This is a genomic window from Stappia sp. BW2 (assembly GCF_008107695.1).
Taxonomy (GTDB): Bacteria; Pseudomonadota; Alphaproteobacteria; order Rhizobiales; family Stappiaceae; genus Roseibium.
This window is the reverse complement of record NZ_VIRG01000066.1, coordinates 1461243-1476422: the sequence shown is the minus strand read 5'-3', so window position 1 is coordinate 1476422 and position 15180 is coordinate 1461243. Positions and strand designations below refer to the sequence as shown.

Annotated in this window: 15 protein-coding genes; 3 read left to right on the top strand and 12 right to left on the bottom strand. The window is 59.5% G+C overall.

Annotation, left to right across the window (positions count from 1 at the left end; translation table 11 throughout):
- Positions 1-104: 104 nt before the first annotated feature.
- The 3 genes from FMN63_RS18260 to FMN63_RS18250 form a co-directional block, all read right to left on the bottom strand.
- Positions 105-1418, bottom strand: a complete 1314-nt coding sequence (locus FMN63_RS18260; RefSeq protein WP_148585511.1) for a tetratricopeptide repeat protein — start codon at positions 1416-1418, stop codon at positions 105-107.
- 79 nt (positions 1419-1497) lie between these two features.
- Complete coding sequence (locus tag FMN63_RS18255; protein WP_148585510.1) at positions 1498-1698, bottom strand: cold-shock protein; 201 nt, start codon at positions 1696-1698, stop codon at positions 1498-1500.
- A 270-nt stretch (positions 1699-1968) separates the two neighbouring features.
- Entirely contained in the window at positions 1969-2427 is a 459-nt protein-coding gene (locus FMN63_RS18250; protein WP_148585509.1) for a YtoQ family protein, read from the bottom strand.
- Positions 2428-2638: 211 nt separating this feature from the next.
- On the opposite strand from FMN63_RS18250, the gene FMN63_RS18245 reads away from it, so the two are divergent.
- Positions 2639-3274, top strand: coding sequence for a peroxiredoxin (locus FMN63_RS18245; protein WP_148585508.1), 636 nt, complete (start codon positions 2639-2641; stop codon positions 3272-3274).
- A gap of 99 nt (positions 3275-3373) precedes the next feature.
- Here FMN63_RS18245 and FMN63_RS18240 read toward each other — a convergent pair whose 3' ends face one another.
- The 5 genes from FMN63_RS18240 to FMN63_RS18220 form a co-directional block, all read right to left on the bottom strand.
- The gene (locus FMN63_RS18240; RefSeq protein ID WP_148585507.1) at positions 3374-4231 is read right to left on the bottom strand and encodes an SDR family NAD(P)-dependent oxidoreductase; all 858 of its coding nucleotides are present in this window, start codon (positions 4229-4231) and stop codon (positions 3374-3376) included.
- Positions 4232-4236: 5 nt separating this feature from the next.
- Positions 4237-5064: a TrmH family RNA methyltransferase gene (locus tag FMN63_RS18235; RefSeq protein ID WP_148585506.1), complete on the bottom strand. Its 828-nt coding sequence runs from the start codon at positions 5062-5064 to the stop codon at positions 4237-4239.
- Positions 5061-6014, bottom strand: a complete 954-nt coding sequence (locus tag FMN63_RS18230; RefSeq protein WP_148585505.1) for a class I SAM-dependent rRNA methyltransferase — start codon at positions 6012-6014, stop codon at positions 5061-5063. Before FMN63_RS18230 ends, FMN63_RS18235 begins: the two co-directional genes overlap by 4 nt.
- A 259-nt stretch (positions 6015-6273) precedes the next feature.
- A complete protein-coding gene (locus tag FMN63_RS18225) occupies positions 6274-8697 on the bottom strand; it encodes a methyl-accepting chemotaxis protein (RefSeq protein ID WP_209001169.1) in 2424 nt (807 codons plus the stop codon).
- 201 nt (positions 8698-8898) lie between these two features.
- Positions 8899-9657, bottom strand: a complete 759-nt coding sequence (locus FMN63_RS18220; protein WP_148585503.1) for an SDR family NAD(P)-dependent oxidoreductase — start codon at positions 9655-9657, stop codon at positions 8899-8901.
- A 125-nt stretch (positions 9658-9782) separates the two neighbouring features.
- Here FMN63_RS18220 and FMN63_RS18215 point away from each other — a divergent pair, with 125 nt between their 5' ends.
- Both FMN63_RS18215 and bfr read left to right on the top strand, forming a co-directional pair.
- A complete protein-coding gene (locus FMN63_RS18215) occupies positions 9783-10025 on the top strand; it encodes a (2Fe-2S)-binding protein (RefSeq protein WP_148585502.1) in 243 nt (80 codons plus the stop codon).
- Positions 10026-10137: 112 nt separating this feature from the next.
- Positions 10138-10623 carry a bacterioferritin gene (bfr, locus tag FMN63_RS18210; protein ID WP_148585501.1) on the top strand — a complete coding sequence of 162 codons (486 nt, stop codon included), beginning with the start codon at positions 10138-10140 and terminating at the stop codon, positions 10621-10623.
- Between the two features lie 244 nt (positions 10624-10867).
- Here bfr and FMN63_RS18205 read toward each other — a convergent pair whose 3' ends face one another.
- The 4 genes from FMN63_RS18205 to FMN63_RS18190 all read right to left on the bottom strand — a co-directional run bounded on the left by FMN63_RS18205 (position 10868) and on the right by FMN63_RS18190 (position 15067).
- Positions 10868-11545 carry an ATP-binding cassette domain-containing protein gene (locus FMN63_RS18205; protein ID WP_148585500.1) on the bottom strand — a complete coding sequence of 226 codons (678 nt, stop codon included), beginning with the start codon at positions 11543-11545 and terminating at the stop codon, positions 10868-10870.
- Positions 11546-11553: 8 nt separating this feature from the next.
- Positions 11554-13257, bottom strand: coding sequence for an ABC transporter permease (locus FMN63_RS18200; RefSeq protein WP_148585499.1), 1704 nt, complete (start codon positions 13255-13257; stop codon positions 11554-11556).
- A gap of 10 nt (positions 13258-13267) precedes the next feature.
- Positions 13268-14491 carry an ABC transporter substrate-binding protein gene (locus FMN63_RS18195; protein WP_148585498.1) on the bottom strand — a complete coding sequence of 408 codons (1224 nt, stop codon included), beginning with the start codon at positions 14489-14491 and terminating at the stop codon, positions 13268-13270.
- 120 nt (positions 14492-14611) lie between these two features.
- On the bottom strand, positions 14612-15067 hold the full coding sequence (locus FMN63_RS18190) for an Lrp/AsnC ligand binding domain-containing protein (RefSeq protein WP_148585497.1): 456 nt from the start codon (positions 15065-15067) through the stop codon (positions 14612-14614).
- Positions 15068-15180 lie beyond the last annotated feature (113 nt).

The following is a 15180-nucleotide window of genomic DNA, read 5'->3' as shown; positions in this document are numbered from 1 at the left end:
TCCCTCCAAACGGACACTCGTTCCCAACGGCGACACCGTAACAACTTTACGCCTCGGCACAACCGCATATAACAGCTTTCGTGGCTTCCCGCCTGTACTGTTCGTCACTGCGAAGCGATGTCAGGCTTTCGCAGGCGGAAAATCAAACCGTGGACTTCGTTGCCAAGCTCCTGGCGCAGCACCACGGGTTTCTCTGTTTCGTAAATCATCCCTGCCATCTCTGCTGTTCGCTTGAGATAGGCGGGCGTGTGGGCATACCGGCCCGTCGGGTCGACCCTGTAATCGGGGCCGGACGGATCATCGAGGTGTTCAACGCTGGCAATCAGCACGCCGCCAGGCTGCAATGCGCCGGCGAGCGCGTTCATGAAGGGCTGCAGATCGCCGATGTAACACAGGGTATCGACGCAAACGCCAAGGTCGAACCGGGTCGGCAGATCGGATGTCAGAAACTCGACCAGTTCACCTTCCACCAGAAAATCGAACACATTCAGTGCAGCCGCCTTGCGCAGCATCCCTGGCGACAGATCAATACCGGTGAGCTTGACGCAATACGCACGGATCAAGGGGCCGCACAGGCCCGTGCCGCAACCAAGATCGACCACATCCTGAAACGGGGTCTGCCGTGTCGCGGCCAGCAGCGCAACTTCCGCAGCGACCAGTTCCGGCGCGCGGTAGCCGAGGTTCGTCAACACCTCGTCGAAGCTTTCGGAAAAACTGTCGAAATGGTCTTTGACATAGTCTTCTGGGGCGTGGTCCATCGTGTCGCCGCGCACAGCCGCCAGCTGATAGCTGGCAACCTTGTTGTCCGGATCGGCGGCGACGACACCCTCCAGGTGCTCGATGGCGCGGTCCTTGCGGCCAAGAGAACACAGGACGCGCGCGTGCCAGACCGGATCGGACCAGACGTCCGCCCCGAATTCCAGGCAGCGTTCCAGGGCATCGGCCGCTTCGTGCCGGCGTCCGGCCAGCATCAGCGACAGGCCGTAATTGTGCCAGGCATTCGGATTGTCCGGATCCAGCCGGACGATTTCCGTCAGGATGGGCAAGAGGTCGTCGTTCTTTGTGGTGCCCTCCAGCATCACGGTAATGTTGCTCCAGGCCTCCTCATGACGTGGTTCGATCTCCACCGCCCGGACATAAGCCTCAAGCGCTTCGTCGGACCTGCTCTCGAGCTTCAGGATGTTGCCGAGATTGTTGTACGCGGCCGCATTGCGGCTGTTGTTTTCCAGCGACTTGCGGATCAGGACGATCGCATTGTCCGCCTTGCCGGCATCGAAATGGAGAAGACCGAGGAAATGCAGCCCGTCGGCATGGTCCGGCTCGGCGGTCAGGACGTCCTTATAGGCCGCCAGCGCCGCTTCCAGATTACCGCTCCGATGAGCGCTCACCCCTTCCTGCAGCCTGGTATCAAGGTCCATGAACAACTCCGACAAAAATTTCACAATAAAAAAGGGCGGTCGAACCGCCCTTGTACCCGGTAATGACCTGTAAGTGACCTTACAGGACTTTCAGGTCTTCAGCCACCATCTGGCCGCGTCTCCACTCCAGATCGAATGCCACGAGTTGGCCTTCCGTCAGAGTGTCGATACCGGACCGGCGCAGGGCCAGAATGTCGACAAGGATGTCCTTGCCGTCCTGCGGTTCGATCGTACCGATACCTCGGCGATTATCGAACCATTTCACGTTTCCATGCAGCATGGAGTCTTCTTTCTAAATTTTGTCATCCTTGGCATACGAGGGGCAGTCATATCTGCCTTTTTCAACGCCTTGATGACAGTGTTGATGATAATACTAAAGTACTTCTCAGACCCTGGCCGGAACTGGACATCGACGCGTGCAGTCGTTCTGCGACTGCCTCGCTTCAAGAAGCCGTTCCATTTGGCTGGGGTCTGGATGCCCGGAAAAAACCCCGGGCTTTTCCATAGTGTCTATTGATATGGTAATGAAATGGTTAATTTCAAGACCTGCTCAGCGATTGAGCTTTCCCAGTATAACATATTTGAGAATATCGACGACTTGTTCGGACGTTTCGGCAACCGCTAATGCAGCTGCGTCAACTTCCTTGAGCGGATGCGTCAGCGACGGGTCGTGGACGACGATCAGCGACTTTCCGAGCGCGGCCGCATAGCCTGCATCGAACGCCGCGTTCCACTGCTTGTATTTGTCGCCAAAGCGGACGACGACGATGTCGGCCTTTTCCAGCAGTGTCCGTGTTCGGAGCGCGTTCACCTTCGCGCCCTTGTGGTCGTACCAGAACTTTTTGTCCTCACCGCCCAGAATGGCAGCGCCGCAATCGTCGCTGGCATCGTGATCGGTGACGGGAGATGAAAATTCCACCGGCAGCTTGAGCGCAGCAGCGCCATCCATGATCTTGTCTCGCCAGTCGGTATGGATTTCGCCGGACAAGTAGATGCGCCAGGTGGTCATTAGGGTCTCCCATGCAAGTTTTTGAATTATGTAGCGAAATTTCCCGCCTTATCTTGACTGGAAACTGGGGGCTGAACACCGCAACGTCAACCCCTGCGTTCATTTGCCCTTGGCCGGTTAACGCTGGAAGACTCGACAAGGCTACGCAAAAACTGAAGGGTAATCTGCCGCGAAACTGATCTTGCGGTCCGTAATTTTGAGGAGCTCATTCATGTCTGCACTATTGCTCGGAGACGAGGCACCGGATTTCGAAGCCGACAGCACGGATGGTCCGATCCGTTTTCACGAGGCGATCGAGGGATCCTGGGCGGTTCTGTTTTCCCACCCGAAGGACTTCACGCCGGTCTGTACCACCGAACTGGGGATGACCGCGAAGCTCAAGGACAAGTTCGAAGCCCGAGGCGTCAAGGTTTTCGGCGTTTCGGTCGACCCTATCGAGGATCACCGCGCCTGGGTCGGCGATATTGCCGACACGCAAGGCGTCGCGCTGAACTTTCCGTTGATCGCCGATCCGGATCGCAAGGTGGCGACCGCTTACGGCATGATCCATCCCAATGCCAATGACACACTGACCGTGCGCTCGCTGTTCGTCATCGGTCCGGACAAGAAGATCAAGCTGAAGATTGAATACCCGGCCTCCACGGGCCGGAACTTCGATGAAGTCATCCGCGTGATCGACAGTCTGCAGCTCACGTCCGCACACAAGGTCGCAACTCCGGCCAACTGGGTGTCCAGTGAGGATGTCATCATCGTTCCGGCGGTGAGCGATGAGGAGGCGAAGGAAAAATTTCCCGAAGGCTGGAAGACCCTGAAGCCTTACCTGCGGGTCGTTCCGCAGCCCAAGTAAAAGGCTAAAATAGCAGGTGGCGCGCTAAGAGCGTGCCGCCGCTTGCCTGTCTTGGAGCGCGTTGCAGCCGGCGCTCTGGGCAAACCCTGGCGAAAGGGATCACACTGTCTTCAGCAGGGCCTTCAGGGCCGTGCGGTAGTCCGGATAGCGGAACGTAAACCCAAGCTCTTCCTTGAGGCGCTTGTTGGAAACCCGTTTGTTCTCACCATAGAACGATCTGGCCATCGGCGAGAGATCCGCGGTTTCGAACGGGATTTCCGGTGGTGCTTCGACGCCCAGAAGCTGCGCGGCAAAGGCAACCACATCCTGGGGCGGGGCCGGTTCATCGTCCGTTACGTTGAAAACACGCGTCGACGGTTTTGCCATGGCTGCCTTCAGGGCACCGGCGATGTCGGCAACGTGAATGCGATTGAACACCTGTCCCGGCTTCACAAGGCGCCGAGCGGTGCCTTTCTTGAAGTTCTCGAACGCATTCCGACCCGAGCCATAGATGCCGGAGAGGCGGAAAATCTGGACCGGCAGATCGTTCTTTGCGGCAAATGCCAGCCACGCTTCTTCTGCGGCGACGCGCTGGACGGAGCGCTTGGAAACCGGGTTCAGCGGTGTCTCTTCATCGACCCACGCACCATCATGATTGCCATAAACGCCGACGGTGGACAGATAGCCGATCCAGTGTGGTTTTGCCGCTGCAATGTCGCTGGCATATTGGTTCAGAACCGGATCGCCAGCCTCGTTCGGGGCGATCGACACCAGAACGTGGGTCGCGGTTTTCAGAGCGTCGGCAATTCCTTCGCCCTGCGCTTCTCCGTCGAAGATGAACGGCTCGACCCCAAGGTCCCGCAGCGCGTCCGCCTTTTCCGGAGAACGCGTTGTGCCGCCGATCCACTCGAACTGGTCGCGCACTTCCTCCACGAAGGCCTTTGAGGAAAAACCGGTGCCAAAGATGAACAGACGCATGCGTTCTAGAGCTCCAGGTGTTTGCGACGAATTTCGTAAAGCGCGACGCCCGTGGCAACGGCGAGATTCAGACTGTCGGCCTGGCCGACCTGCGGAATGCGGATCAGCGTGCGGCAAGCCGCTGCCATATCGTCTTCCAGCCCTTTTTGCTCGTTGCCCATAACCAGCAGAACCGGCTCTGCGTAATCGGGGGTGCGATAGTCGACAGACCCTTTCAGATGGGTTGCTGCGACAGTGCCGGGCCACTTTTCAGCAAGGGCCTTGAAGTCGTCCTTGCCGAGTTTTGCCAGCGGCACGTGAAAAAGCGAGCCCATGGTGGCGCGCACCGCTTCCACGGCAAAGGGGTCGGTACAATCGCCCACGAGCATGACACCGGCACCGCCGACAGCATCCACGGTGCGGATGATGGTGCCAAGGTTGCCCGGGTCGCGAACCCGGTCGAGCGCGACCCAGAGCGTGGTGCCGGAGGGCTCGATGTCGCGGGGCCCCAGAAGCTTCTGCTCATAGACGCCGACAACCATTTGCGGATTGTCCTTGCGGGTCATGGCGGACATGACGGCGGTGGACACTTCCAGGATCAGCGCGCCGCGCGCCTTGGCGGCAGCGGCGGCTTTTTGCGCAACGGGATTGTCCCGTGCTTCCGGGCCAAGAGCCAGATAGCGAACGCTCCAGCCGGCTTCCAGCGCGTCGGTCGCCAGTTTCAGGCCTTCGGCCACGAACAGGCCGGTCTGGCTGCGGTGCTTGCGCTGCGCGACAAGCCCCTTGATTTCCTTGACGATCGGGTTGGAATGGCTGGTGATCTGTTTCACTGCGCCCTGGCGTTTTTCGATCATCTGCTGCTCCAGCGCGAAAAGAGCGATGTCGACAGGGCACGTTTGCCGTCTTCCTCGCGGATGACCAGTTCGCCGGACTCCAGCAAGCCGCCTTCGGTGTCCAGGGTTTCGGCCATCAGTTCATGAATGGACACAAAGCTGGAACGGATCGCATAGGCAGTCAGGATCATGAACAGGGCATCCTTGGCCAGAAGCTGCTTCAGATCAGCCAGCATGCCCGGCAGGCTGGTGTAGATGTCCCAGACTTCGCCCTTCGGGCCACGGCCATATTTCGGCGGGTCGAGAATGATGCCGTCATAGGTGTTGCCGCGTCGGACTTCGCGAGCAACGAATTTTGACGCGTCCTCGCAGATCCAGCGGATCGGCAGATCTTCAAGACCGGACATTTCCTGGTTCTCGCGGGCATAGCCGATGGCCTTCTTGGAGGCGTCCACATGGGTCACCTGTGCCCCCTCCGTTGCCGGCAGCAGCGAGGCAAGGCCGGTGTAGCCGAAGAGGTTGAGGATCTTCAGTGGCTTTTCCGGCGCGCGCTCGCGTTCGGCGCGGATCTTGCCGTTGACCCATTCCCAATGGGCAGCCTGTTCGGGGAAAACGCCCACATGGCGGAACGACATGAAGCGGCCGTTATACCGCACCGGGCCAAAGGACATCGGCCAGGTTTCCGGAACGCTGCCGGAGAACTTCCAGCGGCCCGGGCCTTCTTCTTCCGTATCGCCGGAAAAGACCGCATCGGCTCGGTTCCAGACGCTTTCCTTCAGCCGGCGCGACCCCATGGCCTGCGGTTCCGGACGCACGATGGTGAACCGGCCATAGCGCTCCAGCTTTTCGCCCTGTCCCATGTCCAGAAGCCGATAATCCTTCCAGCCTTTGGTTTCCAGGATCACCGGCCAGCTCTGGTGTGCAGGCTTGCCGGAAGGGGCATAGGTGGAGGCACTGGTCTGATCCGCCACGGGTCTCACTCGTTTTCTGTCTGATTTGAAGTTTGTTCCGCCATAAAACATCCTGCCTTCATTTGGAAGTAGATTAGACGTTTCGGCGGGTCGGATCCGATTGCCGCTTCGGCTTTCGAACGCATTCGTTCAAGGCGTTTCGTGGCCGCTCTCTAGCGCAGCCAAGACAGCGGTCTGTGCGGGCAGTGGTCCGGTCCAGCGCAAAAGAAAAGGGCAGGGAGCCGAAGCTCACCCGCCCTTTTGGGTCGAAATTTCTGTATCAGGCTGCGGCGACCTCGGACAGGAACTGTTCGACTTCACGCTTCAGTTCGTCGGTCTTTTCGGTCAGTTCACCGGAGGCTGACAGCACCATGTCCGCGGAAGACGACGTCTGGTCGACAGCCTGCGAAAGCTGCGACATGGAGGAAGACACGGCACTGGTCCCTTCCGCCGCACGCTGCACGTTCTGCGAAATTTCCGCAGTGGCAGAGCCCTGCTGTTCGACAGCCGAAGCGATGGCCGTGGTGTAGGAGTTCACTTCGGTCATGGTTTCCGCGATCTCGCCAATGGCGATGACGGATTCCTTGGTCGCGTTCTGGATCTCGGTGATCTGACTGGAGATCTCTTCCGTGGCCTTGGACGTCTGGGTGGCCAGTTCCTTCACCTCGGCCGCAACAACCGCGAAGCCCCTGCCGGCTTCGCCGGCGCGCGCCGCCTCGATGGTGGCGTTGAGTGCCAGCAGGTTGGTCTGTTCTGCAATTGCCTGGATGAGGGTCACGACTTCGCCGATCTTGGTGGCGGCTTCCGCCAGGCCTTCGACCTTCTCGTTGGTGATCCGCGTTCCGGTGGTGGCCCGGTCGACGATTTCGGTTGTCTGGGCAACCTGGCGGGAAATCTCGCCAATGGAAGCCGCCAGTTCTTCCGCGGCGCTTGCCACCGTCTGAACGTTGTTTGTGGTCTCGTTCGACGAACTCTGCGTCTCGCTGGCATAGCCGGCGCTGTCCCGGGCAATTTCGGTAAGCGCCTGAGCGGTCGAGTCGAGGCCGCCCGCGGTGGTTTCCACCGAGCCGAGCGCTTCTTCCGCCGTGGTCCGGAAAGACTGGATCAGGTTGTCGATACGCGCCTGGCGTTCATGCCGGGACGCTTCTTCACGTGCGTTCTGCTCCTGCAACTGAGCCCGCTCGACGGCGTTGTCGCGGAACACCTGCACTGTGCGGCTCATGTCGCCGATCTCGTCGCCCCGGTCGATACCCGCGATCACCACCTCATTGTCGCCATTTGCCAGGCGGTCCATGACGCCGGTGATCGTGCGGATCGGGCGGGTGATCGCCAGGTTCAGAACGAAGGCGAGACCGATGCCACCCAGGATGGCGAACAGGATCGTGACGGCAATCTGAACCTGCGCAGCCGTTGAGGCCGAACTGGCGGCCTCCGACTGGGCGGAGGAAATCGAAGCGATGTCGACACCGACCTTTCGGGTCAACTCGTCAAGTTCAGCGCGCTTAACTGCCAGATCAGCCTTGGTTGCCAGCATTTCGCGGAAGGACTTGTCGAGCGTGGCAACAGAGTCCGGAATACCTTTGATGGCATCGCCTGCGGCCGGCAGGATCATGGCGTATTTGACCATGTCCTTTTGGAGACCCACCAGATTAGCAATCTGTTGTTCCACGAGTGATGGGTCGCTAAAGCCGAAAGATCCGAAGAGGTAGAGCGTGTCTGCGCGAGCCGCCAAAGCCATTTCGTTCAAAGTGGTGGCTTTCTCAGCGATCGAGCGCACCGTCGCCAGACGGGTTGAAGCGGTCAACGCATCCGTCTTGGCCTGAGAAACGACCGGGATGACCTGCCCGAGAATGTCCTCGGTCAGGCTGTTCATTCCGTCGATTGCGGTGCCAACGGCCAGGCGCGCTTCATAAGCCTCGGAAAAACCGAGATCCTTGGTCAGATTTTCCAGCGCGGCATTCAGCTTGTTTGCTTGCGAGGCCAGCTTGCCGACGGTTTTGCGATCGATGCCGTCGATCTGCTTGTATTTCATCTGCTTCGTGGCAGAGATGAGGTCTCGCGCGATATCAATGGCTGCGGTGAGTTCTTCCCCGTCGATATTGCCGCTGCCCGTCAGGTAGAGCATGTGAATCTTGACGACTTCGTCCTTCAGTTCGAACGCAGCCCTTTGAAGCTGGTTGGTATCGTCCAGCCGGCTGTTTGCGGCGAAAGCTTCGGCGCTGATGCGCTTTTCCTCTTTCAGAACAGCTTCGCTGATGTTCGCTGCCAGCAATTCAAGATTGCTTGTGCTTTCCCGCAGCGTTGCAAGACGCTCTGCCTGCTGCGTCGTTTGCGCAGCGACCTGTTCGAACGTTGTCGAGAAGCGGGAGACCGCGTCAGAGGCCTCCGCCACCTGAGCTTCGGCTGCGGGGTCGCCAGCAACTTCGGCGGTCAGGGTCTCCAGCTCGCTCTGAAGCGCCTCGACGCCTTCGAGTACCGAATTGCGGAGCTCTTCTGATGGATTGTTGAGATAGTCTTCACGCGTCAGGGATGTTGCCTGCATCTCGCCGGCAATCTTGGCGGCATGATCGGCGACGACAAACCGTGAGGACAGCCCGTGAATGGCCAGGAACCCCACACCGCCAACGACTGCGGTCAACAGCAAGACTGCCAGAAAACCGCCACCGACCTTGAAGCCGAATTTCAAGTCGGTCATAAATTTCATTATTCTTTTCATCAAATCCCCCCGCAGTCTTAACAACCGCTTTGTCGTCGCGGCAGTATCGCGGAGGCCGGTGAATATTAGGTAAATCTTACGTCATACGTTGAGGTAATGTTCAGACAAAAACGTCTTCTTTTGAGGGGCCAGCCTATATCCGGCAAGTGAAAGCGCTAGTCTTGAAGACTAGCGCGAGCCTTGGTCGATCTATACATGCTGCCCGCCGTTGATGTGGATTTCTGCTCCGCTCACGTAAGAAGACTTTTCCGAGCACAGGTAGAAGATCGTTTCGGCAACTTCGTCCGGCAGACCGAGGCGGCGAAGTGGAATGTCCTCGATCATCTTTTCCGTTCCAGGCGAAAGGATGGACGTGTCGATTTCGCCCGGGGCGATGGCATTGACGCGAATGCCGTGGGGGCCGAAGTCAGCCGCCATTTCCCGGGTCAGCGCAGCAAGTGCGGCCTTGGAGGTGGAGTAGGCGGTGCCGGCGAAAGGATGCACACGCATGCCGGCGATCGATGTCACATTGACGACGGAGCCCTTGGCGTTCTTCAGCTCCTTGAAAAGGCCGCGGCCCAGAAGGATGGGCGCGAAGAAGTTGACCTGAAAGACGTTGCGCCACTCGTGCATGGGCGTTGTCAGCGAATCAAGCCGTTCCCCATCGGTCCCTTTCGGGCTGATCCCGGCGTTGTTGACCAGTGCGTTGAGGCGCGAACCGTTCGGCTCCAGCCGTTTGCGGATTTCCTGGGTGGCATAGCCCAGGTTTTCCGGATCGGACAGATCCACCTGGATATGATCCTCCGGGCCCATCGGCCACGGACACTTGTCCGAAAATGCCTGTCGGGAACAAGTGATCACCCGCCAGCCTTCTGCGGAAAACCGCTTGACGGTGGCGTGTCCGATGCCGCGGCTCGCGCCTGTCAGCACGAGTGTCGGACGCTCGTCGGAGATACCTTGGCCGGTCATGTTTTTTCCCTGCTGGCAAGCGAAAGTCGTGGAAAAAGTTGACTTCCGCAGTCGAGTTTCGTTATTGCGCTGGAATTCGTCAATGCCAATATGTTCGCATATGAGGACGCGCGCCGGATCCTACAATGATCATTTGCTCCTGTAACGTACTGTCTGACAAGCAACTTCGCGAAGCCGCGAAAGAAATGCGTGCAGACCCGAATGGCAAAGTGCCAACGCCCGGAGCGGTGTTCCGACATCTGGGGTGCCGGCCGCGCTGCGGAAGCTGCTTTCCGTCAGTCATTGACATCATTCACGAAAAAAGTTCTGAAGAGCAACCGCAGCGGGAAGAGACGCCTGCTCCGTTGAAACAGGCTGCAAACCGCTAGGACATACTGGCACTTGCCTCGGATATGGCAGGGGCCGGCACACAGATATCGATCACCTCCGGGCCGGCTCACTTGATGGGCAGCCCCAGGTAGATCTCACATGGAGAGGGTCATGAAGGGCGAAGCGCGCGTAATCGAGTATCTCAACAAGGCCCTGCGCCACGAGTTGACAGCGGTCAACCAGTACTGGGTCCATGCCCGGCTCATGGCTGACTGGGGCTTCGGCAAGCTGGCGGACAAGGAACTGGCGGAAGCTGACGAAGAGCGCCAGCATGCCCAGGATCTGATGGACCGTATCATCTTCCTGGAAGGTCTGCCCAATCTTCAGACGCTTGATCCGCTGCGGATCGGTCAGTCGGTGAAGGAATGCCTGGAAGGCGACCTTGCTGCCGAATATGTCGCTCGGGCCCTTTATCACGAAGCTCGTGAAGTCTGCCGCGAACTTGGCGACTATGTCTCCATGGCACTGTTTGAGCAGCTCCTGAGCGACGAGGAAAGCCACATCGATTTCCTCGAAACCCAGCTCGACCTGATCGAACGGATCGGCATCGACAACTACTCCCTGCTGCAGGCGAAGTCCGCGGATACCGCCGAATAAGGGCAGGGCTCGCAAGCCCGATTTTCCTCTGCCGTCGTCGGAGCCAATCCGGCAACGGCAGGGATGTTCTGTCTGCCCCCATGAGCATAGGCAATTGCATCTATGTGACCTGCTTGTCTGGCGACCACTCGCAGGGCGAGGTCCCGACGTAAGCTTCGTTTTCGCCAAAGCGTTCCACTTGCCCACGCTCACAGGGCGTGAAGAAAGAAGACTTGGCTGTATCAGATAGACCGCGCGCCAAACCTCAGGCGCAGCCTTTGCCCGGTCCGCTTTCATCGAGAACATGAACCTTGCCGCCAGCCGCAACCGCGTCCTCCTCGTCGTGCGTGACCAGAAGCACCGGCAATCTCTTTTCTCTCGCCGCATCGAAGACCTGGGTGCGGATGTCGGCACGCCGGGCCTTGTCGAGGCTTGAGAAAGGTTCATCCAGCAGCAGCGCATGCGGTTCGGCGAGAAGGGTTCGCATGAGTGCGACCCGGGTCTGCTGACCACCGGACAGTGTCGCGGGATCACGGCTGCCGAACCCGGAAAGCCCGGCATCGTCAAGCGCCTGTTGCGCCATGTCCTGCCGGAGCGATTTCTTGCGGACGGTCGCCGGGATGGCGAACATCAGGTTCTGCAAGACGGACATATGCGGGAACAACAGTGGCGACTGGAACATCAGCCCGATGTGCCGCTCCTGTGCAGGCAGGGGCGTGAGATCCCGTCCATCCAGAAGCACCTTGCCGCTTGCCTTAAAATCCGGCCGCAGGAAACCGGCAATGAAGTCGAGCAGACTGGACTTGCCACTGCCGCTTTCTCCCATGACGGTGAGCACCGTTCCGGGGTCTATCCGGCAGTCGATCTCAAGCAACAATGTGCCGCCAAGATGCAGTGCGACGGTCTGAAGAATAAGACCTGTTGTCTCTGTGTTGCTGTGCATCGGCGGCCTCACCTTTCCAGCCGCATGGCGGCGCGGTTGCGGTGAAGCAGGGCCGGCAGAAGCGCGGCCAGCACAAAACCAACAAGCGGAATGCCAAGCTGCAACAAGGCCAGCAACGCGGCGGCCTGCCGGCTGCCTCCGCTGGCAAGCGCGACGCTTTCGGTGGTGACCGTGGCAATCCGGCCGGCGCCGATCATCAGGGTTGGCAGATATTGACCGACGGAGACTGCGGCAGACACCGCAAGCACCACCAGCACAGGCCTCAGCAGCAACGGCAAACGGATCTGCCAGAAGATGCGGGCACGGGACGCGCCAATGGCGGCTGCGGCCTTGGCATAGCGTGGATCGAGGCGATCCCAGGGATCGCTCAGGGCAAGGAAGGCGTAGGGCAAGACGAATACCAGGTGGGCCAGCAAGACGGCGACAAAGGTACCGCTGAAATCAGCCGACAGGAACAAGAGCTGCAAGCCGAACAGAAAACTGATCTGCGGCAGCAGCAGAGGCAGGAACACAAGCGTCTTGAGACGGCGGGAAGAGGATGACTTGCGATGATCGCGTGCTTCCAGCAGCCACAGCGTGAGGGCCGTCGCGATAAAAGCGGAGGCGCACGCCAGACCGACGGTTGTGCCTAGAAGACCCAGGCTCATGCCGAGTGTGTCCGCCAGCCGCATGACATTCCAGGCTTGTGGCAGAACCGCAGGGAACCACCAAGAGCGGGCCGCGGACCACAGTCCGAGAAGCACGAGCGACAGCACCATGGCCGCAATGATGGTCACCATCACCAGAAGCCCGCCATATCTTGCCGTTCGCTCCTGCAGGTGGCGATGTCCGGTGACAAGACGGCGTTTTGATACGGTCGCAACCAGTCGTTCGCCTGCAAGATAGGTTCCCAGTGCTGCGGCGCTGACGGCAAGTTGCAACAGGGCTCCGGCGGAGGCCATCAGGCGGTAAGTCAGATCCGGATCGTTCATCCAGCTCACGAGGCGCGGGGCAAGCGGGGCGGGTGTCGTCGGCCCGAGGATGGCGGCGACATCGACAACGGATGTGGCATAGGCGACCACCGCCAGAACCGGCAGGCGGATCAGCGGATAGATCTGCGGCAGCACGATGGTGAAGAAGGTTGCCACACGGCCATAGCCAAGGCTGGCCCCCGCCTTGAAATACTCCTGGATCTGTGGGCGGTTGAGCGCCGCAAGTGTCATCAGGAACAGAAACGGCACTTCCTTGGCAACGAGGCCCATCGTCATGGCGATGCCGAACGGATCATTGAGGATCAGAACATCCGGCGGCCGGGTCCAGCCGCTCGCCCAGGGAGACACCAGACGAACCAGAAACCCGGAAGGCGCGATCAGAAAGGCAAGGCCAATGGCTGCCGCAGCGTGGGGCACGGAAAGCAGCGGGGACAAAAACCTGGTCAGGTGCCGGAAAGTCCTCGTTCCGGACCAGCCAGCGACGAACAGCAGTACGATCATCAGCGACAGGACGGAAGCCGCCAACCCTGTGGCAAAGCTGAGCCAAAGCGACGTCACCAGGCCCGGTTGTTGGAAAAGCTGCTGGAGCGGCGCAAGCGATAGCCCGCTGTGGCCCAGCGCCGGCAAGTACCCGAAGGCAGGCAGAACGGTTCCCAAAAGGCCGGCAAGAACCGGCCCGGCCAGAAGAACCGAAACCAGGATGACCGGTATGGCGGGACCTGCTTTCGGGCTCGTCAACACGTCTTGCGGCTCACTCGGCGCCGTAGCGGGCAGTCCAGGCTTCTTCCAGGGCGCTGACCCAGCTCGGGTGCGGTTCAGGCAGGACCGGGCCGAGCTGATCGGATGTCAGGGTTGCCGGTCCAAGGTCGAGCGTGTCGAAGAGAACCTTCTCGGTTTCCGGCAGGCCTGCCACGTTCAGCACGGTGGGGTCTCCCCAGATGTCTGGGTCCTGTTTGCGTGCCTGAGCGGTGGGCGACAGCAGGAAATTGGCGAAGACCTTGGCCCCCGCCTGGCTGGAACTGTTGAACGGGATTGCAACAAAGTGGGTGTTGCCGATGGTACCGCCGTCCAGAACGAAGGTGCGCACGCTGGGCGGCAGCTCGCCGTTCGCAATAGCGCTCGAGGCACCGGATGGATTGAAGGAAAACGCGATGTCGAGTTCCCCGTCGGCCAGGAGCTGGCGCATGTGCGCCGCATCCTTCGGGAAGGCTCGGCCCTGACGCCAGAGCGCGCCGTGCAAGTCATCCAGATAGGCAAACAGCGGAGCTGTCATTTCTGCAAAACGGGCTTCATCGACAGGCTTCGTCAGGGCAGCCTTGTCCGGAGCTGTGCTGACGAGAACCTGCTTCAGGAAGGTCGTGCCAAAAAAGTTGGGCGGCTGCGGATAGGCGAAGCGGCCGGGATGCGCCTTGGCGTAGCTCAGAAGCCCGTCAAGCGTTGCGGGCGGGGTGTCGAGGCGCGCGCTGTCATAGATGAACACCAGTTTGGCCATGCCCCACGGGCTTTCCTGGCCATCCGTTGGCACGGTGAAGTCCTCAACGACAGTCGGCTTGTTTTCCACGTCGACGTAGCGCCAGTTCGGCAACGACTGGGCCCATCCGGGAGCCGCCAGCAGACCCTGTTCCTTCATGGCCGCGAAATTCTCGCCATTGATCCAGACCAGGTCGACAGCCCCGCCGCTGTTTTTACCGACCGATTTTTCGGCAAGAACCTGCGAGACGACCGAGCCCGTGTCGCTGACCTTTACCTGCAGAACGCGAATGTCAAAATTCTTCGCCACTTCCCGGGCTGCCCAGCTGATATAGGCGTTGATACGCGGCTCACCGCCCCAGGCGTGGAAATAAACGGTCTCGCCCTTGGCATCGTCCAGAACGGCCTGCCACGCCGGATCATTGACGGTTTCCTGTGCCGGAGACGCAACCGGCGTCATGAGTGCTCCAAGAAGGCCAAGCGCTGCGGCAAGCTTGCGTTTCATTACAATATCCCCTGTTTCGGATCTCGTCCTGTCCCCGTTCCCTCGCGCAAGGCGCATTGCACGGTCAAGACAAGGCTTTGTGAACGAAGAGTGTTCGGGTCTGTGTGGTCGTAGAGGTGATCACACCGGCAGAATATGCGTGTCCTTGATCTCTTCCATGACGGCATATGTATGCGTTTCGCGCACGCCCGGCAGCGCCAGCACCACATCAGACAGAAACGCACGATAGGCTTCCATGTCCTTGACGCGGCTTTTCATGAGATAGTCGAAACCGCCCGCCACCATGTGACATTCCATGATGTCGGTTGATCGCTCGACGGCAAGCTTGAAAGCGTCGAAAATCTCCGGAGACGTGCGCTCGAGACGGATCTCGACGAAGACCAGCAAACCCCGGTCAACCTTCTTCGGATTGAGGCTGGCCGAGAAGTGTTCGATGTAGCCTTCGCGCACCAGCCGCTTCATGCGTTCGGCTGTCGCGGTCGCCGAAAGATGCACCCGATCGGCGAGCTCCGTGTTGGTAATACGGCCATCCTGCTGGAGAACCTTCAGAATCCTCCGGTCCGTAGCGTCAAGCATGGAGAATTTCCCTGTAAATCGAAAACTGATAGAGAAATACACGGAAAATAGCTCGAAAAACAGCGAAAAGCAGACTTTGATTCAAGATAATTTAGGGGATCTTGTGACCTGGC